At 69.8% G+C, this 21465-nt stretch carries 20 protein-coding genes and 1 pseudogene; 12 read left to right on the top strand and 9 right to left on the bottom strand.

Translation table 11 applies throughout. The annotated features are described in order from the left end of the window. Nucleotides 1-2: 2 nt before the first annotated feature. Both ACFPZ3_RS56900 and ACFPZ3_RS56895 read left to right on the top strand, forming a co-directional pair. On the top strand, nt 3-599 hold the full coding sequence (locus ACFPZ3_RS56900) for an RNA polymerase sigma factor (RefSeq protein WP_379522817.1): 597 nt from the start codon (nt 3-5) through the stop codon (nt 597-599). Beyond that, complete coding sequence (locus ACFPZ3_RS56895; protein WP_379522816.1) at nt 596-1456, top strand: hypothetical protein; 861 nt, start codon at nt 596-598, stop codon at nt 1454-1456. The genes ACFPZ3_RS56900 and ACFPZ3_RS56895 overlap by 4 nt, the downstream gene beginning before the upstream one ends. A gap of 36 nt (nt 1457-1492) precedes the next feature. Here the strand turns inward: ACFPZ3_RS56895 and ACFPZ3_RS56890 are convergent, their stop codons facing one another. The 5 genes and pseudogenes from ACFPZ3_RS56890 to ACFPZ3_RS56870 all read right to left on the bottom strand — a co-directional run bounded on the left by ACFPZ3_RS56890 (nt 1493) and on the right by ACFPZ3_RS56870 (nt 5832). Then, nucleotides 1493-3637, bottom strand: a complete 2145-nt coding sequence (locus tag ACFPZ3_RS56890; protein WP_379522815.1) for an FtsX-like permease family protein — start codon at nt 3635-3637, stop codon at nt 1493-1495. Continuing rightward, nucleotides 3634-4323: an ABC transporter ATP-binding protein gene (locus ACFPZ3_RS56885; RefSeq protein ID WP_379522814.1), complete on the bottom strand. Its 690-nt coding sequence runs from the start codon at nt 4321-4323 to the stop codon at nt 3634-3636. The genes ACFPZ3_RS56890 and ACFPZ3_RS56885 overlap by 4 nt, the downstream gene beginning before the upstream one ends. Then, a complete protein-coding gene (locus ACFPZ3_RS56880) occupies nt 4323-4847 on the bottom strand; it encodes a PadR family transcriptional regulator (protein ID WP_379522813.1) in 525 nt (174 codons plus the stop codon). Before ACFPZ3_RS56880 ends, ACFPZ3_RS56885 begins: the two co-directional genes overlap by 1 nt. Before the next feature lie 26 nt (nt 4848-4873). Continuing rightward, nucleotides 4874-4999, bottom strand: a pseudogene (locus ACFPZ3_RS56875) (hypothetical protein); the annotation flags it as partial. Nucleotides 5000-5307: 308 nt separating this feature from the next. Further along, a complete protein-coding gene (locus ACFPZ3_RS56870; RefSeq protein ID WP_379522812.1) occupies nt 5308-5832 on the bottom strand; it encodes a hypothetical protein in 525 nt (174 codons plus the stop codon). Between the two features lie 377 nt (nt 5833-6209). On the opposite strand from ACFPZ3_RS56870, the gene ACFPZ3_RS56865 reads away from it, so the two are divergent. Beyond that, nucleotides 6210-6773 (top strand): hypothetical protein, encoded by a 564-nt coding sequence (locus ACFPZ3_RS56865; RefSeq protein WP_379522811.1) that lies wholly within the window; start codon nt 6210-6212, stop codon nt 6771-6773. 176 nt (nt 6774-6949) lie between these two features. Here the strand turns inward: ACFPZ3_RS56865 and ACFPZ3_RS56860 are convergent, their stop codons facing one another. Continuing rightward, entirely contained in the window at nt 6950-7702 is a 753-nt protein-coding gene (locus tag ACFPZ3_RS56860) for an NIPSNAP family protein (RefSeq protein WP_379522810.1), read from the bottom strand. A 44-nt stretch (nt 7703-7746) separates the two neighbouring features. Next, the gene (locus ACFPZ3_RS56855) at nt 7747-8205 is read right to left on the bottom strand and encodes a GbsR/MarR family transcriptional regulator (RefSeq protein WP_379522809.1); all 459 of its coding nucleotides are present in this window, start codon (nt 8203-8205) and stop codon (nt 7747-7749) included. Nucleotides 8206-8345: 140 nt separating this feature from the next. Between ACFPZ3_RS56855 and ACFPZ3_RS56850 the strand changes: the two genes are divergently transcribed. The 4 genes from ACFPZ3_RS56850 to ACFPZ3_RS56835 all read left to right on the top strand — a co-directional run bounded on the left by ACFPZ3_RS56850 (nt 8346) and on the right by ACFPZ3_RS56835 (nt 13720). Further along, the gene (locus ACFPZ3_RS56850) at nt 8346-9905 is read left to right on the top strand and encodes a GMC family oxidoreductase (protein WP_379522808.1); all 1560 of its coding nucleotides are present in this window, start codon (nt 8346-8348) and stop codon (nt 9903-9905) included. A 14-nt stretch (nt 9906-9919) separates the two neighbouring features. Next, nucleotides 9920-11317 (top strand): aldehyde dehydrogenase family protein, encoded by a 1398-nt coding sequence (locus tag ACFPZ3_RS56845; protein WP_379522807.1) that lies wholly within the window; start codon nt 9920-9922, stop codon nt 11315-11317. A gap of 501 nt (nt 11318-11818) precedes the next feature. Continuing rightward, on the top strand, nt 11819-12625 hold the full coding sequence (locus ACFPZ3_RS56840) for an endonuclease/exonuclease/phosphatase family protein (RefSeq protein ID WP_379522806.1): 807 nt from the start codon (nt 11819-11821) through the stop codon (nt 12623-12625). Between the two features lie 393 nt (nt 12626-13018). Next, a complete protein-coding gene (locus ACFPZ3_RS56835) occupies nt 13019-13720 on the top strand; it encodes a P-loop nucleotide/nucleoside kinase family protein (RefSeq protein WP_379522805.1) in 702 nt (233 codons plus the stop codon). Nucleotides 13721-14037: 317 nt separating this feature from the next. On the opposite strand, the gene ACFPZ3_RS56830 is transcribed toward ACFPZ3_RS56835, so the two are convergent. Then, on the bottom strand, nt 14038-14901 hold the full coding sequence (locus tag ACFPZ3_RS56830; protein WP_379522804.1) for an MBL fold metallo-hydrolase: 864 nt from the start codon (nt 14899-14901) through the stop codon (nt 14038-14040). 123 nt (nt 14902-15024) lie between these two features. Here ACFPZ3_RS56830 and ACFPZ3_RS56825 point away from each other — a divergent pair, with 123 nt between their 5' ends. Both ACFPZ3_RS56825 and ACFPZ3_RS56820 read left to right on the top strand, forming a co-directional pair. Then, a complete protein-coding gene (locus tag ACFPZ3_RS56825) occupies nt 15025-15462 on the top strand; it encodes a MarR family winged helix-turn-helix transcriptional regulator (protein ID WP_379522803.1) in 438 nt (145 codons plus the stop codon). 202 nt (nt 15463-15664) lie between these two features. Beyond that, complete coding sequence (locus ACFPZ3_RS56820) at nt 15665-16855, top strand: alpha/beta hydrolase family protein (protein ID WP_379522802.1); 1191 nt, start codon at nt 15665-15667, stop codon at nt 16853-16855. Between the two features lie 71 nt (nt 16856-16926). Here the strand turns inward: ACFPZ3_RS56820 and ACFPZ3_RS56815 are convergent, their stop codons facing one another. Further along, nucleotides 16927-19716: an ATP-binding protein gene (locus ACFPZ3_RS56815; protein ID WP_379522801.1), complete on the bottom strand. Its 2790-nt coding sequence runs from the start codon at nt 19714-19716 to the stop codon at nt 16927-16929. 190 nt (nt 19717-19906) lie between these two features. On the opposite strand from ACFPZ3_RS56815, the gene ACFPZ3_RS56810 reads away from it, so the two are divergent. The 3 genes from ACFPZ3_RS56810 to ACFPZ3_RS56800 all read left to right on the top strand — a co-directional run bounded on the left by ACFPZ3_RS56810 (nt 19907) and on the right by ACFPZ3_RS56800 (nt 21428). Further along, the gene (locus ACFPZ3_RS56810; protein WP_379522800.1) at nt 19907-20260 is read left to right on the top strand and encodes a VOC family protein; all 354 of its coding nucleotides are present in this window, start codon (nt 19907-19909) and stop codon (nt 20258-20260) included. 94 nt (nt 20261-20354) lie between these two features. Next, nucleotides 20355-20801 (top strand): iron chaperone, encoded by a 447-nt coding sequence (locus ACFPZ3_RS56805; RefSeq protein WP_379522799.1) that lies wholly within the window; start codon nt 20355-20357, stop codon nt 20799-20801. A gap of 51 nt (nt 20802-20852) precedes the next feature. Then, nucleotides 20853-21428 (top strand): DoxX family protein, encoded by a 576-nt coding sequence (locus tag ACFPZ3_RS56800; RefSeq protein ID WP_379522798.1) that lies wholly within the window; start codon nt 20853-20855, stop codon nt 21426-21428. The last annotated feature ends 37 nt before the right edge of the window (nt 21429-21465 follow it).

The raw sequence follows: 21465 nt of genomic DNA, 5'->3' as shown, positions 1-21465 counted from the left end.
ACATGAGCGACACGAGCCGGGCGGAGGGCGATGACGCCTTCCATATCGAACGCTCCTTGCGCGAACCAGAAGCCTTCGCCGAGGTCTTCCGTCGGCACGCGTCCGACATCACCCGGTACGTCACCAGAAGGCTCGGGGTGGACGCCGCTGATGACGTGGTGGCGGAGACGTTCCTGACGGCGTTTCGGCAGCGCGAGCTCTACGACCGGTCCCGCCCGAACGCCCGCCCGTGGTTGTACGGCATCGCCACCAATCTGATCGGCCGCCACGTGCGTACGGAGGTGCACCAGCTACGCGTCCTGGAACGAACGGGCACCGACCCGGTGACAGCTCCCTTCACAGACCGCAGCGACGACCGGATCAGCGCCGAGGCCTCCCGCCGCAGCCTGGCAGGTGCGCTGGCGACGTTGCCCAAAGGTCACCGTGACGCGCTGCTCCTCGTCGCCTGGGCCGGCCTCACCTATCCGGAGGTCGCGCAGGCACTGGACGTACGCCTCGGAACCGTGCGTTCGCGGATCAACCGGGCTCGAGAGAAGTTGCGCAAAGAGCTCGGAGGAGCCAATCCCATGACCATCATCAGCGAGGGAACCCGTCCATGAATGAGATGACCGAGCTCGAACGCCTCCGCTCCGACGTGCCCCCGCCCACGCCGGACGCCCTGACCGCCCAGGAAGACCGTCTCCTGAACGCTCTGGCCACCGTTCCCGCCACCGAGCGCGGGCGCCGCCGCCGTCCCGTGTTCGCCGGCCTGCTCGCCGCCGCCGTGTTCACCACGGCGGCCGTCCTGGGCCCCACACTGATCGGTCAGGACTCCCGCCCCACCGCCTACGCCAACTCCGCCATCGACATCGAACTGCGCGGAGAGGAGTACGTGGCCACGATCAAGAACCCGTTCGCCGACCACGACCTCTACACCGAAGGATTCAAGGCGCTGGGCCTGAACGTCACCCTGAACCTGCAGCCCGCGTCCCCCACGCGGGTCGGCCACGTCTTCCGGCTCGGCTTCGACGGCACCACCGAGAAAGACCGCATCGGAGGGAACCTGGAGCCGGAAGGTTGCACCTATGGCCGCCCCGGCTGCGCCCTGACCGTCACCATCACCAAGGGCTTCAGCGGCAAGGGCACGATCAGTCTGGGCCGCCCGGCCAAACCGGGAGAGACGTACCAGAACAACGCGGACGCCAGGAAGAAGGGTGAGTCTCTTGAGGGCTACGACCCGAACGGCCGCACGGTCGCCGAGGTCCTCACCGAGACGCGCAGGCGCGGCCTGGAGGTGACATTCCAGATCATCAAACCCCACCCCGACGGGAACGGCTTCTCGATGAGTCCCCGGGAACAGTCCGCCACAGTGGGCGGCCACTGGGTCGTCTGGGCCGCCGAGCCTCACCGGCAAGGTGCGGTACGCCTGCTGGTGTCGGAGAAGCGCGTGGCGAAGAACCCCGTCCACGGGAACTGACCGGACGGAGCGAGACGGCCGTACAAGATCTAGGTCCTACTCGAAGCGGACGGCGTCGTGTCTGGTGGTGTGGTCGATCAGGGGCAAGGTCAGCGTCGTCATGGCCAGCGCCGCCAGCACGCCGCCGCCGAGGAGCGCGGCGAAATCCCAGCCGGGCGCCGCGTACGGCTGTGCCACGATGATCGCGATCGCCGCGGGAGGCACCGACGCCAGCCCGACCGCCACGAGCACCGTGCACACCAGGGGCACGGCCGTCTCCAGCAGCGCGATGCGGCGCAGTTCGCCGAGGCCGAGCCCGGCGGCGCGGAGCAGCGTGAAGGGGCGGCGCCGTTCGGCCAGCCCGCCGATGAGAGAGATCGTCAGGCTACAGCCCGCCATCAGCAGGACGAAGAGCATGACGACGCGCATCCCGGTGCCTATATCGGAGAAAATGCGAAATTCGACGGTCTGACGGAAGATGTCACGGCTGGTGCTGACGATCGCCCGCGGCAGCAGGGACGACGCCTGCGTCCGGATGCGTTCCTCGGCGGCGACGCTGCCGTCGGTCCGCACGTACAAGGCGTGCACCGGCAGGTCCGCGGCATCGGGGCCGGGCTCGACCACCGCCCCGCGCGAGGCCCACATCCCCATGGCGGCGGTGTCGGGCATCTGGAGTTCCGCGCCCAGCTCCGGCGGCAGCGGGCAGGCCACGCGAACGACCCGGGTCAGTTCGGCACAGGCCACAGCGACACCCCCGCCGGGCGCTGTACGTGCCACGATCACTCCGCTGGACATCAGCGGTGCCAGCACGGTGGCGGGCCGGCCACCCGCGTAGATCTCCACCGTGCCGGGGCGCAGCCGTAGGTCGGACGACACACCGGGCGTCGCGCCGGCCGGACCGATACCGAAGAAACCGACCAGCAACGTCGTCACGAACACGGCCAGTGCGACACCGCCGACCGACCGGTTGGCCGCCCGCGGGTCACCCGCGATGCGCCGGGCCGCGATGAGAGTCGTGGCACGCCGGGCGTACCGGACCATGGTTCGGCCGACGACCAGGCACGCCCACGGTCCGAGCACGACAGCGCTGATCAGGCTGCACAGCAGCAGGACGTTGACGACCCAGTCGTTCGCCGCCATGAGGTCGGGCCGGCCGCGCAGGACGACGGCGTCGACGGCGAACCCGGCCACGCACACCACCACCGGCAGCGCCCGCCAGGCCGTGGGCGGCCTGCGGGGCACGCCGCGGACGGCGCTCAGCGGGGTGATCCGCACCCGGCGCAGCGAGAGGACCGCGGTGATAGTCGCCATCACCGGCACCCCTGCAACGATGACGATCACTTGAGCAGGCGGCACGACAAGGTCGGCGGGGAAGAAGCGACCTCCTTGATACCCCCCGTACGCCACGATGTCCGCCAGGATCGGCCGCACCGCCAGGTAGCCCAGCAATCCGGCGATCGTGCCCGCCACGGCGCCCAGCCCCGTTTCCGCCGCCGTCATCGCCGCGGTCTGCAGCCTGGTCGCCCCGACCATGCGCAAGGTGGCGAGGCGTCGTTCGTGGCGGGCCGCGGAGAGCCTGGCGACCATGACCATGAAGATCAGGATCGGGAAGAGCATGAGGATCGTCGCCATGATGAGGCCGGCTTCGAGGAACTCGATGATGTCGAGCGACCGCGTCTCTATCCCGTGCACCACCTGGGCTCCGCCGAGCCGGCGCAATTCCTCGGGCGTATGGCCTATGACCGCCACGAGGTGGTCCGGATGGCGGAGCCCGGCGTCACCGATGATCGTGGTCACCCGGCCGGGGACACGGTCGTCGAGTTGATCGTCCGGTGTGGCCGCGAGCAGGTCGCGCATCGCGGGTGAGACGGCGACCTCGCCTGGCGAAGGCAGCCGGTCCAGCCCTGGCGGGACAGGGGGACGCGGCCCGAGCGCCGCCACGTGGACGCGGTGCAGCGCCCTGCCCGCGTAATGATCGCTGACCGCGAGCCACAACGCCGGGTCGGGCGCCGTCGCCTCGGTCGAGGCCTCCGTGTCCTGCCACGCCGACCGTTCCAGCCGCCCTTGAAGCGCGGACTGGCCGGCCAGCCCGAGAAGGAGCAGGACGACCCCGGCGGCGACACCGGCGGCCGTCAGCACCAGCCCGGGCAGACTCCTCCGCCCGCCGGCCAGCGCCATCCTCAATCCGAGCAGCATGCTCATAACACGGCCTCCCGGCCTCTCGCGGGGTGGACGACTCGTCCGTCTCGGACGGTGACCGTGCGATCGGCGTAGGCCGCGACCCGCGGTTCGTGGGTCACCATGAGCACGCAGGTGCCCTGGGCGCGTACCTCGTCCATCAGCACCTCCATGACCTGGTCGGCCGCCACGGAGTCCAGCGCTCCGGTCGGCTCGTCGGCGAACAGCACCCGGGGACCGGCGATCAGCGCCCGGGCGATCGCCACCCGCTGCGCCTGCCCTCCCGACAGGTCACCGGGCAGCCGGTCGTGGAGCCCCTCCAGACCGAGCCGCGGCAGCCAGTCCCGGGCGGCCGAGAGCGCGGCCCTGCGGCGGCCCCCGGCCAGCATCAAGGGAAGCGCGATGTTCTCCGCCACCGGCAGCTCGGACACCAGTTGCCCGAACTGGAAGACGAAACCGAAGATCATCCGCCGCAACCGGGTACGCCGGTGGTCACCCAGCAGGTCAACCCGCATCCCGTCCAGAGTCACCGCACCGGTGTCAGGAGTGAGAATGCCCGCCAGACACTGCAACAGCGTCGACTTGCCGGATCCGCTGGGACCCATGACCGCCAGCACCTCCCCGGCGTTCACCGAGAGACTGGCGCCACGCAACGCGTGGGTCAGGCCGAAGCTCTTGTGCAGGTCGTGGCAGGCCAGCACGTCCGTCATCACCGCACCTCCGCGGCAAGTGAGGCCAGCCGTCCGGCCGCGTGATCGATCCAGCGCAGGTCGGCCTCGATGTGAAACAGCTGGTAGTCGGCCAGGAGCGCGGCGTGCGTCTCGCTCTCCTCGCGCCGCAGCCTGGTCAGCTCACGCATGCCGGCCATGTGACGCTCCCGCTGGGCGTCGAGGAACTGCTCGGCCGAACGACCGGAGATCAGCGCCAGCACGACCTTGGTGAACAGCACGTTCTGGAGCTGGGGCTGCGGGTCCTCGGGCTCGGCCAGCCAGCGGTCCAGATCGGCCACACCCTCCGGGGTGATCGCATATCGCTTACGGTCCGGCCCCGCGCCCGGCTCCACACCGACGACCTCGGCCCGTCCATCGCGTACCAACTGGGCCAGGACGCGGTAGATCTGGCCGAACCGGATCGGCTTGGCGTCGCCGAACCGGCGGTCGTAGGACTGCTTCAGGTCGTAACCGTGGCGAGCGTTCTCCTCGATGAGGCCGAGCAGCGTGAGTGAGACTGACATATCGTTACTATACTCGATGAGTATACTCATTGAGTAGAGACATATTCAGACCCTGTGGGGGCTCCCGCGGCCGCGGGAGTCAGGGCGTCGACGAGGGTACGGTCGCCTACCTCGGCTTCGCCGACCCGCTGGATGGCGGCCAGACCCGCGGCCCAGGCGGCCGGGCTGGTCCCCGGCTTCTCGTGCGCGCGGGAAGGCCGGGGTGATCGTGGGAGCGGCCCACCATGCCTTCCACTCCGGCCGCAGACGGGTGAGCGTCAGGGAGAAGCCGGCCATGTCGAACGCGGGCACGAACGTGCCGACCAGGGTGAGGCCACGGAGCTCCAAGGCCAGAGAGGGCCGCCGGTGTGCAGCGAGGTGCGCGCGGGTGGACGACTGTGGTCATGCGGCCCCCTGGGCGCCGCTTCTCAGAGCCTGACACCCCCCTCGGCTGGGATGTCAGGCTCGGTGACCGCCGGGCTCAGAGTTTGCGGATCGATACGGCGTTGTCGCCGACCCCGCCGCCTCGGGCGTACACGCACAGGTAGGTCTGGACCACGGCGACGACGGTCCAGCCGGACGGCGCCGACTGGACGCCACAGATGATCAGTGTACGGCCGGAGGGCAGACCGTTGATGTTGGTGAGGGCCTGCTGGTTATTGAGGACGCCGTTGGGGGTCTTGCTGATTTCACAGTTGTAGGAGTAGGACAGCGCCGTGGCGTAGAACCCGGCCGGGGGCGGAGGCGTGATGCAGGTAGTAACCGTGCCACCGGCGGAGGTGTCGCTGATGACCTTGACGGTTTTCGCGTTGTAGTAGATGGTGCCGGGCTGGCCACATTGGTACCAGTCGAAGTAGGCCGTCGGCATCGACCCGGTGGGGATGGGGGCGTTTGAGCAGACGTTCGAGCTGGGGCCGAGCATCTGCGTCGATGCTCCTGCCGGGGAGGGAGAAAGACACATGACGGCGGCCGCCGCGACGACGATGGCGGTCAGCAGTCTTCTCATCGGCGCTCCTGTCCAATCGATGTTGGGAGGAACATCATGGCTCATCATTACTGAGCATCTTTCTCCGAGAAATGCGCATCGTTGCCCAATGTGCAAGTGGCATTTTTTGTCACACATATTGCTCGTTTCGGCGAAAAGCTGCGACGCTCCCGCCGAAAATAGGATATGCGTCCCGCCTATTTAAGGTAGTGACCTCAATGCCCGCACTCCGCCGGCCAGCGGCAGCGACGATGGCTGTAGCACGGCGACCTCACGACGCAGCACCAAGATCTCCACGTCCCTGGCGGAATCATCCACGCTTGACCGACGAGGCTTTCAAGCTCAAGGATCGCCGAACTTTTCTCACAGAAGCCGCATCCAACCCGATCATGAACAGAATGAAGCAGCTTGCCGCCCTCTCCGCGCTCCCGATCGCCGCGACCCTGATCGCGTTCCCCGCCCAGGCCGCCGAGCGCCCCGGCTGCCCCACGCCGGCGAAGTCGGAGGCGAAGCGGTCGTACAACTCGAAGACCGATACGCCCCCCAGGGGCGCGACCGCGATCAAGGGAGTGCGTGTCGGCCACCTCCCCAAGGGCTTCACCAGTGGAGGCGTCGTCGTCAACAAGCACGACGGCCTCACCGAGTACGGCTACCAGTGGACCGACAACCGCAGTGACGTGGACAGCAAGCGGCGGCTGCTGTGGGTGCGGGTGATGTGCTGGCCTGCGGCGAAGAAGCTCGCGCAGCTGAAGAACGCCCCCTTCGACCTGGGCGTCTTCTCCGGCGACACGAAGGTCGCCAAGCTCGGCGGACGCAAGGTGCTCACCCAGGAGGCCGACGGCGCGCTGGGCACGGGCCGTTACGCCGGCTGGGTCGAGCGTCCGGGCGTCGTCGTCACGGTGCTGACTTCCGCGCCCCTGGTCCCGGAGCTCGGCAAGGTCATCTCGAGCATCAAGCTCTGAGCAGCCCGGCCCGCCGTCCGCACGCAGCCACGGCATGCCGTTCAGCAGGGGAAGACCGGCACCGCCCGCACCTATGTGCCAGTCCTGGACCGGGACGAGGCCGGAGCCGGGCGGGGCTGGCCCATGGACAGAGCGACCGGCTCAGGTGCGCAATGCCGGTTCAGCGGCCGGCGTCCTCAGGTGAGCGGAGAGAACTGCGTCGGCCAGGCGATCACCGAGGTGGCTTCGAGGATCTGCTCGGGCCCGCCCGGCGGTGGCCACTGCCCCGACGCATACAGGTCCCTGCGGATGGCGACCCGCTCGTCAAGGCTGTGAAACGGCCAGATCTGGAGAACACGATCGGGACCGTCCAGTGCGTACATCACCACCGTCAACGGATCGATGCGGTGCCGTGCCGGCAAGGCCTTTCGCCAGCCCGCCATCGTCGCGGGAAGGCCGCCAGGCCGAAGGTGATAGTCGCGGATCTCGTACGCCGGCCCGAACTGTCCCGTTTGCACCGGCGGGACGAACGGGAACGGAACGAAACTCTGCGTCGTCAGATCGGTCAGATGATCACCGGCGCCGAACGGCCGGTCACTGGCACGCGCTCGCATCCGCTCCCGCAGTAGCTCCGCGTCGTCGGCGAAGCCACGCAGCACGATCAGGCGCCCCAGCGGGCCGTTCTCCGTTTGCCAGCAGCCAAGGAGCTTTCCGTACGCGTCAGGGCTGTTCACCCAGGGTTCAACTCCGGCAGCCGCTTTCTCGGCATCGAGCAGGCGAAAGGCAAGGATCGCGAGCTCGTACCGGATGTTCTGCTGCTCCTGATCGACGTCTTCTCCGCTGATCGGCGCGGGCTGTTTCATGGCTGTATCGCTTCTGGTATCGACGGTGGTGGTATTCACAGTCAGATACCCGCTCCGCAGGCCGGGACGACCGTCGTCGCTGATCATCGCGCTCTGCACGGCCGACATCTCGTGCGCAGACCCCTGACTGATCAGCGCGCCTCGTACTCCGCCAGCAGTGCCTCGAGCCGCCGCACCATGAACGTGTAGTACTCGTGCATCTCGGTGAGGCGGGCGCGCTGCCGCTCGGGAAGGCCGTCCGAGCGCGCCCGTGCGTTCTCGGCCAGGGTCAGCAGGTCGGTCGTCTGCTCCAGTTGGTGCTGCAGGCAGCCGGCCCAGGCGTCGTCGCGCCACTCGTAGACGTACTGCCGGGAGCCCGGTTCCTTGAAGCGGCGCACGGTGCCGCTGACCACCAGCAGGCGGGTGGTCTCCGACAGCGAGCCCTTGCTCGCGTTCAGGACGTCCTGCAGTTCTGCCATTGTCATGGGGCTCTCGCTGAGCATGAGGACGCCGGCTGCCCGCCCGGCCATCGGCGGCCAGCCCATCGCGCGGCCGATGTACAGGCCGAAATCGTCGATCAGGGGATTCGCATCGCCGACCGCGTTGGACACCACCGGCTCCCAACTCTCAGAAAAATTTGAAAGTTCACTATTGACTGAACTTTCTGCCAGGCGGCAGTCTACCGGCTAACAGGCGGTCCGGGTGGTTCCGGAGCCGCGCTCCCCTTGAGCCGAATCGCTGGAGGTTCGCCGTGACAGACACGGGCTGGGACATCATCATCGTGGGAGCAGGTTCCGCCGGCGCGGCACTGGCGGCCCGGTCCGCCGAGCGCGGCAAACGCGTCCTTCTGCTGGAGGCCGGGCCCGACTACCGCTCGGCCGCGATGCACGAGGCGTGGCGCTCGCCGAACCCGGTCCGCGCGCTGCTCGACCCCACCGCCGTCGACGGCCTGGTCTGGATGGGCGTCACCTCCTCCCGCACCGACGAGCAGCCGCAGGCTCCCTACTGGCGAGGGCGCGGAGTGGGCGGCAGTTCGGCGATCAACGGGCAGATCGCCATCCGCCCGCCGATGGAGGACTTCGACGACTGGGCCGCGGCCGGCTGCGCCGGCTGGTCGGCCGCCGACGTGCTGCCCTACTTCGCCAGGCTGGAGGACGACGAGCAGTACGGCGAGGAGTCCTACCACGGGCGTGGCGGGCCGACCCCGATCCACCGGACGCCGCGGGAGCAGTGGGGCGGGGCGGACGCCGGGCTGGCCGCCGCCGCGCTGGCCGCCGGGCACCCGTGGGCCCCGGACGTGAACGCGCCCCAGGCGAGCGGCGTGTCTCCCTACCCGATCAACTCACGCGCCGGCCGCCGGGTCACGGTCAACGACGGCTACCTCGAACCGGCCCGGTCCCTGGCCGGTCTCATCATCCGCGGTGACGCCCTGGTCGACCAGGTCGTCTTCGCCGGTGATCGGGCGGTCGGCGTCCGGGTGATCCAGGACGGGGTGGCGGTGACCGAGTACGCCGATGAGATCGTGCTCAGCGCCGGGGTGATCCACTCTCCGGCGATCCTGCTGCGGTCGGGCATCGGCCCGGCTGCCGACCTGCGCCGCCTGGGCATCACGGTGCACGGGGACCTGCCCGTCGGCCTGGGCATGCAGGACCATCCGATGATCGTCGTCGAGCTGCCGTTGACCGCCGAGGCCGCCGTCAAGACGCCCGACGACCGCCACACGAACGTCTGCGTCCGCTACACCAGCGGCTCCGGCGCCCTGCCGCTCGACATGATGTTCGTCTCGCTGAACCAGAACGTGCTGTCCATGGAGTCCGCCGACACGAGCCTGCCGTCGGGCGGGTTCGGCGTGTGGCTGAACCAGAGCTTCTCGCGCGGCGTGCTGAGGCTGACGTCCGCCGACCCGCAGGCCCAGCCCGAGGTCAGGGAGCGCATGTTGTCGGACGCCCGCGACCTGGCGCGACTGCGCGACGGTGTACGGGCGCTGGTCGGGCTGGCCCGCTCCCCCGAGGCCACGGAGATCATCGAGGGCAGCGTCGAGGCCCGCAACAGCCGCCTGTTCGCCGTGCTGGACGACGACGCCCGGCTCGACGACTACCTCCTCGCCACCGCCATGGATGCCCAGCACGGCACCAGCACCTGCCGGATGGGCGCACCCGGCGACGCCGCCACCGTGGTCGACCCGTCGTGCCGCGTCCTCGGGGTGGAGGGGCTGCGCGTGGTCGACGCGTCGATCTTCCCGTCCGTCCCCCGCGCCAACACCAACCTGGCCTCGATCATGGTCGGCGAGCTCATGGCCGACCGCCTCTAAGGAGCATCATCCCTGTGAAGACCCTGCGGAACCTGATCGGCGGCATCTGGGCGGACTCCCGGGGTGACACCTTCCACGAGGTGATCAACCCGGCGACCGAGGAGGTCGTCGCCCGCTGCCCCAGCGGCTCGGCGCAGGACGCCCGCCTGGCCGTGGACGCGGCCGCGAAGGCCGCTCCGGCCTGGGCCGCGCTGCCGGTCGCCGAGCGCGTGAACCTGATCGGCCGCTGGGCGGACACGATCGCCGCGCACGCCGGGGAGCTGGCGGAAGTCGAGTGCGCCGAGATGGGCAAGCCCGTCGCCCTCGGCAGCGCCTTCATCGGCGGCGCGGCGATGGGGCTCAAGGGCGCCGCCGCCGAGGCCCTGGACTACCCGTTCGAGGAGAGCATCGCGGGCCCGGACGGCGGCGGCACCACGATCGTGCGCAGCCCCGTCGGCGTGGCGGTGGTCATCGTGCCGTGGAACTTCCCCATCCCCATGGCCCTGGGGGCGATCGGCCCGCTGCTGGCCGCCGGGAACACCGTCGTGCTCAAGCCCTCGGAGCGCTCCCCCATGTCGGCGGTGCGGCTGCTGGAGCTCATGGACCTGCCGGACGGCGTGGTCAACCTGGTGCTGGGCGACTCGCGCGCCGGCGCGCCGCTGGTCGCCGACGAGCGGATCGGGCTCGTGCACTTCACCGGCTCGATCGAGGCCGGCCGCCGGGTCGGCGCGGAGAGCGGCGGCCGGCTGCACCGCGCGATCCTCGAACTCGGCGGCAAGGACCCGGTGATCGTGGACGCGGGCGTCGACCCCGCCGCGACCGCCGCCGCCGTCGCTTTCGGGGCGTTCGCCAACTCTGGCCAGATCTGCACCTCCATGGAGCGGATCTACGTGCACCGCGACGTCGCGGACGCCTTCATCGACGCCCTGGTGGCGGCCGCCGCGGGCTACACCGGCGACGTCCTGGGGCCGCTGGTGGACCAGCGGCAGCGGGACATCGTCGTCCGGCACGTCACCGACGCGGTCGAGCGCGGCGCGACCGTCCGCACCGGCGGCGTCGTGCCCGAGGGCAAGGGCTTCTTCTACCCCGCCACCGTGCTGACCGGCGTGGACGACTCCATGCTCGTCATGACCGAGGAGACCTTCGGCCCCCTCGCCCCCGTCGCCGTCGTCTCCTCCTTCGAGGAGGGGCTGGAGCGGGCGGCCGCCACGCGCTACGGCCTGGCCGCCACCGTCTACACCAGCGACCCGGAGCACATGGTGGCGGCGCGGCGCATCCCCGCCGGCGTGGTGTGGGTGAACCAGTGGCAGGGCGGCGGCCCCGAGCGGCTCTACGAGCCGGCCGGCGACAGCGGCATGGGAGCCACCGGCGCCCGCGCGGCCTACGACGCCGCCACCCGCCCCACGTCCGTCCACCTCGCTCCGACGGCCTGATGACGGGCCTGGGATAGACCGCGGAAGAGTCCCGGGACGGCGTGCGGCGCTCCTCGGACGTGCCGCGTGAACCCTTCGTCGATCAGGACGAAGATGCTGGGGGCCGTGCCGGTGGAGGCTCACCTCGACGAGAAAGGACACCGACCGATGCCGAGGTCCCCCGGGCAACGGAGCGACCAGCTCCTGCGAGGGGAGACGGTCGTGACTGGAGGTGTTCTACGTGGCGGAGGCGGGGATGCTCGCGGTGACCGTGAAGCCTCCCCGTCCGTCGTTTCCGCGCTGAAGGTGCCGCCGAGCAGGGCGACCCGGCGGTCGAGGCCGGTCAGGCCCATCCCGGAACCGGCGCCGGTCAGTGCGGGGTCGGGGCTGCTCGTTTCGTGGACGGGACTTTGCGTGATGAGCCCCAACTGCAGCTCTCGCCGGACAGTGCTGTACGCCAGGAGACAACTCCCCAGAAGATGGGATCTTCGCCGCGGGCTGAAACCGAGCAGGAGCAGACGGATGACCTACGACATCGCCGAACCCTATGGGCCGCTCATCCCAACGACGTTCCGGCTCATCACCTGGAACGTGTGGGGCAGGTACGGTCCGTGGGAGCATCGCGAGGCCGCCATCCGCGCCACCCTGGAGCGGCACGACCCTGACGTGGTGGGGCTGGTGGAGGCGTGGGATGAACAGGGAGCACGGCTCGGCCTGCCGTACCACGTGTTCGAGGGCGACTCTGAGGTCAACGGTGCGCGCTCCGGCCTGGCCGTCCTGTCGCGCTGGCCGATCGGCGCGCACGAGTCGCGCAAGCTCACGGGCGAGAAAGACGCCGGCGGCGGGGTGCTGCATGCCAGGATCGACGGCCCGCGCGGCGTCATCCAGGTTTACGTGGTGGGGCTGACCTGGCGGCTGGAGCACAGCGGCGAGCGCCAGCAGCAGGTACGCGAGGTGGCCGCCTTCATCGCCGAGACGCAGCGGCGCCGGCACCCGACGGTGCTGTGCGGCGACTTCAACGCCGACCCCGACAGCGACGAGCTGCGCATGCTGACCGGTAAGTCCGTCCCGGCCGCGCCCGGCCTGGTGTTCTATGACGCTTGGACGGCCGCCGGCAACGGCCAGGGCGGCGGGCACACCTGGGCCGCGGCCAACCCGTGGGCGGCGCCGGCGCTGTGGCCGGACCGCAGGATCGACCACGTGCTGTCCGCCTGGCCGCGCCGGGGCGGGGCCGGCCATCCGGTGCGCTGTGAGGTGATCGGTGATGAGCCTGTCGGTGGGGTGGTCGCGTCTGACCATTACGGCGTTCTGGCGGACCTGCGCTACTGACCCTATTCCGGGGCCTGACGTGAACAGCGCCGGGCACAGTCCTCGCCCTGCCACGACCCCGCACCAGGGCCTCCGAGGTGTCCTCGTTCAAGGGGAAATGCCCGATCTCCTCACGGATCGGCAGCGGCAGGACTGAACGGTCACTGATCGCGGCCGCGGTCGACGACCATGCTGGTGCTGTCGGTTATGGTGGAGGCATGGGTTGCTTCGCCGCTATGAACATCCGAGCCGCCGCTTAGCGGCGGTATCGCGGTTGCCGTAAACCGCGGCCTCATTGCCTGCCCCGCTGGGGTCAGTGCCAGGGCGTACCGCCGGATCAGTGTCCCGCCGGCAGCCCACTCGCGTGTCTCGCTGTGCTGCCGGATCGTCCTGCGTGATCCGGGGAGCAAGTCCATGTCGCAGCAGTTCCATCCAACGCACCAAGATCCTTTCCCTCGCGCGTCCGAGGCATTTCTCGCCGTCGCCGACAAGCCGGCCGCAACCACCGCGAAAGCGAAGCCGGACCATGACGTGCAGGCCGAACCTGCCAAGCTTTTCCTGATGGTCGGGCTCCCCGGTGCTGGAAAGAGCACCCGGGCCGAAGAACTCGCCGTGGCGCACCTCGCGCTGCGGCTGACCCCGGACGAGTGGATGATCTCCCTGTTCGACGGGTCGCAGCCCGATGGCAAGCGCGACATCCTGGAAGGACGGCTCATCGCACTGGCCCTGCGAGCGCTGCGACTGGGCACCAACGTCGTGCTCGACTTCGGGCTCTGGAGCCGCGACGAACGGTCGGCGCTGCGCTGGCTGGCAACATCGGCCGGGGCAGCCTGCCAAGTCATCTACCTGCCCATCGACAAGGACGTCCAACGCGCCCGGATCGCACACCGCCAGGCAACCGCACCGCACACGACATTTCCGATGAGCGAGGCGGACATCGACACATGGCGGAAGCAGTTCCAGGCACCGGATGCCGCCGAACTCGGCGGCGGCGACATCCCCGGTCCGCCACCGGGGTGGCTGGGCTGGCCGGAGTGGGCCGCGGACCGATGGCCCTCGCTTGCACACGGGGATGCCTCCGAGGCGCGGAGGCGACATCGGCCAGCGGCCGAGTGACGGATCCGTCGGGCACCGGCAAGTCCGCCCTCGGCGGACTCGGCGTGCCGGTCCCGGCGTCGCGGCCGCAGCACGCTCGATCGCGCGGTAGACCGTCGAGCGGGCCACACCGAACAACTCGGTCAACTCGGCGCTGGTGTGTTCGCCGGCCTTGTGTAGGGCGACGAGGTGCGCTTTCTGCTTCACGCTCAGCTTGGGAGTCTTGTCGCGCAGCGGGCCCCTTGGCCTTGGCGATCTTCATACCCTCGCGGGTCCGCATGCGGGCGCCGAACGCCGGAAGTGGTGATGGTCACCGGATGGCAAACTGGAGCCGGCGTTCAGAGGGCGTGCCAGGTGGGGCCGTCGCTGTCTCGTCGGACCTGCCCGAACACCACGTCAGCGAAGTGGATACCGAAGCCGATCGTGTCGGGCTCTGCCAACTCGGCGACGAGACGGCGGCGATGGTCGGCGGCCTGGACGGGGTCGTGGTCGTAGACGCAGGACCATTCGGGGTGCTCGACCTGGATCGGAGAGTGCAGGGCGTCGCCGAAGGCGATCAGCCGCTGTTCGCCTGCGGTGATGACGTACTCGGCATGTCCGGGCGTGTGGCCGGCGGCGGTTCGCATCCGCACGCCGGGGAAGACCTCCTCGCCATCCGTCACCGTACGCACGCGCGGTGCCAGGCTGGCGACCTCCTGCAGCGCGTCTCGCTGAGCCCACTCCAACTCGGACACCAGGTAGTCGGCATGCGCGAACGCGAGCCGGTCACTGCCCGGGGCGGGTTGCCAGGCCCAGCCGAGGTGGTCGGAATGCAGGTGGGTGAAGGCCACTGCCTCGATCTCCTCGGGCTTGCGGCCGAGCTCGGCCAGGCTGTCCAGCAGTGCGCCACTGTGAATGGCACCGTTCGGATTGCCCGGTGTGGCCGGCTGCGACTGCGGGCCGAACCCGGCGTCGATCAGCAGCGCCCGGTCGCCGTGCTCCACCAGCAGGCCACCGATGCTCGCCACCAGATGGCCGGAGTCATCCAGGTACTCCGGATGGGTGGTCCAGACCTCCTCGGTGGTGTCGGGCAGCCAGCGTAGCGGCTTGCCCTGGATGGCACCGTCCGGCACGTAGGAGACCTTCGTCGCGCCGAGTCGCAGTGAGCGGATGCCCGCCGGTCGCCGCAGTCGCTGCTCCTGCTCACGCACAGGGGTCGTCATGGTTCATTTCTCCTTCAGCACGTTCGGTCATAGCCGCCTGCCGGGGGCGGCGACGGGTCGAGCATAAGCATCAAGTCATAAATGTTCAAGCTGTAAATATTTAGGCTTGATGGATTGGCTAGGATGGCGGCCATGACGACGCCTTCACAGCCGCAGGCCCTGGCCGAGCGGCAACTGTGCGGTCTTGTGCACGGGTTGGCCCACCAAATCGCTGATCACCTGCGCGAGCGCGCTGTCGTCCTGGGCCTCACCGCGGCCCAGGCGACAGCGCTGCGCGAGATGTCCGGATTGATGACCATGGGAGAACTGGCCGAGCGGATGAGCTGCGAGCCCTCCAACGCCACCTTCGTCGTCGACAAGCTTCAAAAACAGGGCCTGATCGAGCGCCGCGCCCACCCCACCGATCGTCGCACCAGGCACCTGGTCCTCACGGCGGACGGCGACGCGCTGCGAGAGCGACTGCTGCTGCTCCTCTCCCAGGACTCACCGCTGGGAGGCTTGAGCACCGAGCAGCAGCGCGTCCTGCAGGGCCTTCTGGAGCAGGCGATCATCCGTACGTAGATCAATGTCACGCTGCGGTGCCGAACCGAAAGTCCGAGTGCCGTGGCCCGGGAGACAGCCCGGCGAGCTGGTCCAGGGAGGACAGAGCTGCGGCCAGGTCGTCGTTGGAGGGCGCGGGCTGCGGGCCCCTGACGAAAGTAAGGACGTGAGCTGGCCTTTCGGGCATGTTGGGCATGGCGCCGTCATTCCTACTGTGCTGCACGTGATCAGAACTCGACGCAACCCCGCAGCCCTCCTCCTCGCCCTGACCCTGGCCCTACCGATATCCGCCGCGACGTCATCGCCCGCCGCCGCCTCCTCCACCGGCACCTCCGACGTGCGCTTCGCGATCCCCCGCCCCACAGGCCAGTACGAAGTTGGGCGCGACACCCTGCATCTCGTCGACGTCGACCGCCGCGACCCGTGGGTGCCCACAGCCGCACGCGAGCTGATGGTGTCGATGTACTACCCGGCTCGCACCGGCGGGAGCGCCGCGCCGTACATGACCGTTGACGAGGCTCGTCTCCTCCTCAAAGGGCAGAAGCTGGACACCGCTTTCGAGGCCGAGCAACTCGCCGGTGTCAGCACGAACGCACACCTGGGCGCCCGCCCCATCGGCGGCAGGCACCCCCTGGTGGTGCTCTCGCCGGGATTCACCCTCAACCGCGCCACCCTGACCACGCTCGCCGAAGACCTCGCCTCCAAGGGCTACGTCGTCGCCCTCGTGGATCACGCCTACGAGTCGTTCGGCACCACCTTCCCCGGCGGCCGCACGCTGACCTGCGTCGCATGCGAGACGGTGGAGAAGGCCCCCTCCGACGAGGCGGAGAAGGAACTGATGGGCAAGGCCGCGGTCAACCGGGCAGCCGATCTGTCCTTCGTCATCGACCGGCTGACCCACCCCGTACGGTCGGCACCCGCCTGGAAGCACTGGCAGATGATCGACCCGCGCCGGGTCGGCGCCGCCGGCCACTCGCTCGGCGGCAACGCCGCGGCGAGCGTCATGGCCACCGACCAGCGCGTCCGCGCCGGGGTGAACCTGGACGGCTCGTTCTTCGCCCCGGTCCCGGTCTCCGGCCTCGGCAAGCGGCCGTTCCTCATGCTCGGCACCAAGACCCAGCACTCGCCCGGCTCCACCGACACCACCTGGCCGCGGGACTGGCGACGCCTGGACGGCTGGAAGCGCTGGCTGACCGTGGCCGGCTCCGGCCACTTCACCTTCATCGACCTGCCCATCCTGGGCGGGCAGGCCGGGATCACCGACCCCACGGCGCCGCTGTCGGGCAAGCGATCGGGCGAGATCACCACCGCGTACGTGGGCGCCTTCTTCGACCAGCACCTCCACGGCGAGCACCAGCCACTGCTGAGCGGCCCGTCCCCCGCCAACCCGGAAGTGACCTTCCAGAACCCCTGAGACCGGGTTGAGACACCGGCCGTCAAGCGCCGTCCCAGATGCGGGGGATCCCGCCTGTCCTGCTCGCTCGATCAGGGCATCGATCTGGTCGGGAACCGTACGGTCATCATCGGGGCGAGGCCGAGGTCGGCGAGCGCCGCCGCGCCGCGCTCGGCATGCTCGCCGCCGGCGAGCACCATGGTCCGTACGGACTGGTAGCGGCAGCCGGCGGCGTCAAAGGCGTCCGCGGTGGCGAGCAGCGTCTCGTGGTCGCCGTCGAGCAGGGCTTCTGCTCGCTCCACCATGGCGGCGGAGACCGGGTTGCCGGCCACGATGGCCCGGGCATCGGCCACACGGTCGCGAGCGTCGGGACTCCCGGCGAGCACGGCGGCTTCGGCACGCAGCGCGACATACCAGTGGTGCCAGATCCAGGTGACCCACTTCCACACCTGCCCGGGCTCGGGGCCCATACGCTGCAGAGCCTCCGGCGCCTGCCCGCGGTGCAGGAGGAGCATCGCGTCGAAGACCGCCCCGTAGCCGTGGAAATACTCTGGCGGGGTACCGAGCTGGTTCAGGATCTGCTGCCATTCGCGCTGGGCGTCATGGTCGCCGCGGAGGCCGTGGATCATCGCCACACCAGCCACCGCCGGGCCGAGGTACGACCGGGCGGGACTGCCCGCCCCCCGCCACGCGTCGAGGAGCCGGATGCTGCCGGCGAGCACCTCACCGACGTTGCCCGCCAGCGCCTCGACCATCAGCGGAGCGCGGTGACCGACCTCCGCCAGCGCTGGATGGTCGGCCAGCCGGCGTGCCCAGCGGCGGGCGCCCGGCAGGTCCCCCGCGCCGAGTTCGGCCTCGGTGACCATGCCGAGCGCGTCGATCAGCTCCTGGGTGCCGGTCGGCGAGATCGGCAGGGACGACAGCAGCGTGATCCGGCTCCGAGCCGTGGCCGCGGCGGCGAACGTGTCGCCGGCCCAGCTCTGAGCGGAGGCGAGCGCGTCAAGTGCGGCCGACTCGGCGAGCGGGTCGCCGGTCCGGCGGGCGAGCTCGACCGCCCGCTCGGCGTAAGCCATCGTCTCCGGTACGGCGTTGCCGGGCGGCCCCTGAACGGCGCCGAACGTGTCGGCGAGCACCGCGGCCTCGGCCAGGGCGACCGCGGCCCGCGCGGCCGGATCGTCGCCGGCCGGCTCCCGCGCCTCGATGATCAGCGCGAGTGCCTCCTCCCCGGGCGGGAGGCGCAGGAACGTGGGCGAGAACCGGAATGCGCTGGTGGCGGCGCTCGCCAGGTCGGCGGCGGCGCCGGCGGTGTCGCCCGACCTGCGGGCGGCGTCCGCGGCCGCGAGACGAAGGCGGTACATGTCATCACCGACCGCCCGGCAGCCGGCGACGGCCGCGGCCTGCCGGAGCATCGACGCGGTGGCGGCGGGGTCGATCGCGAGTTCGGCGGCCTGCTCATAGTGCCGCTGCGACTCTCCGACCAGATTACGGGTGAAGGTCAGTTCCGCCAGGTGCCGGGCCAGCTCGTAGGCGTCCGTACGCAGCTCCGGCCGGTCGGCCGCCCACACCAGGGCCGCGCGGAGGTCGTCGGCCACCAGGTCGAACCGGGCGCGCCAGTCCGGTCGTGCCACAGCCAGAGCGGCGGCCTTGGCCAGGCACCAGCGAAGGTGCCTGGACCGGGCGTCGACCAGCTCACCGGCCTCGGCGAGCCGCTCCATGCCGTACTGGCGAATGGTCTCCAGCGCCCGGTACTCCGTACCGCCAGGAGAGGCCGTCACCACCAGCAGGCTCTGTTCGGCGAGCCGGGCCAGGACGTCGGCGACCAGGCCTTCCTCCGCCCCGGTCACCTGCGCCGCCGCGGCGGCGGTGAACGGCGAAACGAACACCGACACCCGGCGCAGCAGCGCCCGGTCGGCCGGCTCCAGCAGGGCATGGCTCCAGTCCAGCGCCGCTCGTACCGAACTGTGCCGCTCATCGGCACGGGAGCCGCCGGTGAGCATCCGGAGCGGGTGGGACAGGGCGGCGGTGATGCCGTCCAGGCCGAGCGTGGGATACCGGGCGGCGGCCAGCTCGATCGCCAGCGCCATGCCGTCCAGCCGCTCGCAGATCGAGGCGATCTGGTCGCGCAGTGGAGGATCCAGTGGCCAGCCGACAGCCGCCGCCCGCTCCATGAACAACGCGATCGCGTCCGGCTCACCGTCGGCGGCCAGCGACAGCGGCGGGACCGGGTACACCCGTTCGAACGGCACCATCAGCCGGGCCCTGCTGGTCGCCAGCACCGTCAGCCGGGGGCACGTCGCCAGCAGCCGCTCGAGGAACAGCGCCACCCCGTCCACCACGTGTTCACAGTTGTCCAGCACCAGCAGGGCGTGGCGGTCGGCCAGCGCGGCGACCACGGACGCGGTCATGTCGCGGCCGGGCTGCTCGCCCAGGCCGAGCGCCCCGGCGACGGCGGTCGCGATCATGTCCGGATCGGTGACCGGGACCAGGTCGACGAACCACACCCCGTCGTCGTACTCGCCGGCTGCTTCCGTGGCCACCGCCAGGGCGAGCCGGGTTTTGCCCACTCCGCCGGGACCGAGCGCGGTCACCTGGCGGTGTGCCTTGATCTTCTCGGTCAGCTCGGCCCGCTCGCTAACCCGGCCGATGAACGAGGTCAGCGGGGCCGGCAGCACCGGTGCCGGACGGGACGGGCCCGCGCCGGTCGGCTCGGGCGCACGCTGGGCGAGCGCCCGCCGATCCGGCACCTCCAGCTTGCGCAGCAGCGAGGAGACATGACTCTCCACCGTACGTACCGAGATGCACAGCCGGGCCGCGATCTCAGCATTGCTGAGATGGGCTCCGACCAGGTCCAGTACCTCGGTTTCCCGAGGTGAGATCTCCACTGCTGTCCCCACTGTGCCAGTTTGCCGCATCCCTTACGTACTCCTATCCGTGATGGCCGCCGTACGGGGTCCGTGTGGTCGATCCGTGTGCGGTTCCGTGGTCACCACGGATGCGGCCGGGCCAGGCCGGAAGAAAGGCTGTGAGCACGCAGACAGCGGGTCGATGTGACCCACGACAACAGGAGCGACCATGACCGGCTCTTCCACCCAGGGCATCAAGACCGTGCTGCATCCCGTGTCCGACCTGGCGAAGGCCAAGGCGGTGTACGCGGCCCTGCTCGGTATCGCGCCACAGAGCGACTCGTCCTACTACGTCGGCTTCGAGGCCGAGGGCCAGCACATCGGGCTGGTGCCGGGCGGTGGACCGCAGGGCATGACCTCGCCGGTGGCCTACTGGCACGTACCGGACATCGAGGCGAAGCTCGCCGAGGTGACCGCGGCCGGGGCCACCGTGAAGGAGGCCGCGCACGACGTCGGCGGTGGCCGCCTTGTGGCCACCGTCATCGACCCCGACGGCAACGTCCTCGGACTGCTTCAAGACTGATGAACGCCGCCGACGCGACACCGGGCATCGGCTCACCCGCGTCGAGCCGAGGGCCATCAGCGCACTTTTCAGGGTTCTCAAGGGGGGATCTGCCATGATCGAAAGCAGTACTTACGAGGGGTTCACGGCCGAGGAGCGGGCCGCGATGAAGGATCACGCGCAAGAGCGGAAGGCGGCAGCGCGTCGCGGCTCGCGGGCGGACAAGGCGGCGGAGGCGGTGCGGGACGTGCTCGCCAAGATCGCCGCGATGCGGGATTCGGACCGGATCATGGCCGAGCGCGTCCACGCCGTCATCACGGCCAACGCCCCGGTTCTCGCGCCGAAGCTCTGGTACGGGATGCCCGCGTACACGCTGGACGGCAAGGTCGTGTGCTTCTTCCAGAGCGCGGAGAAGTTCAAGGCGCGTTACGCCACGCTCGGGTTCAGCGACCAGGCGAAGCTGGACGAGGGCACGATGTGGCCGGCCGGGTTCGCCCTTACCGAAGTAACGGCCCAGATTGAGGCAGAGATCGCCGCGCTCGTGAAGCGCGCGGTGAGCTGACCCGCGCTCGGTACCACCTAGCCAAACCGATAGAAAAGGTAGTGAAAGAACATGAACTCGCAGGTCAGCGACAATCTGCTCGGCGTCAAGGATATTGAGCAGCAGCCCGAGAAGCGCGGAATGAGGTTCACGCTCAACGGCGTACTTTGGTCGCTGCAAGCGCTGTTCGGCTTCTTCTTCGCCGGCAGCGGGTTCGGCAAGGTGCTGTTGTACGACGGAGCTCTGTATGCGGCGGCGCCCCGGGCCGTGGCGTGGTACGCCGCGGTGCCGCAGCCTCTGATCGTCTTCATCGGGGTCTGTGAGGTACTGGGCGGCGTCGGCCTGATCCTGCCGGCGATGGCGAGGGTCAAACCGATGCTGACGCCGCTCGCCGCCGCCGGTTTGACGCTGACGATGATCCTCGCGGCTGGTTTTCATATCCTGCGCGGCGAATACGCATTGGTGCCTGCGAATCTCTTGCTGGGAGGCGTCTCAGCGTTCATCACGGTCGGACGATGGAAGCTGAGGCCCCTCGCACCCGCGATCATCACCACCTCACGCGCACTCAGGTCGTTCGCGGCCCTCGCCGCACTGGCCCTGCTGGCATGCGCTCCGACGTGGTACACGATGACCAACGCCCAATTCTGACCGCCGTGGGCGTCACGGTGCCGAAGACTCATGTACA

The organism is Nonomuraea insulae, assembly GCF_042656245.1.
This window is presented reverse-complemented; position numbering and strand designations above follow the sequence as displayed.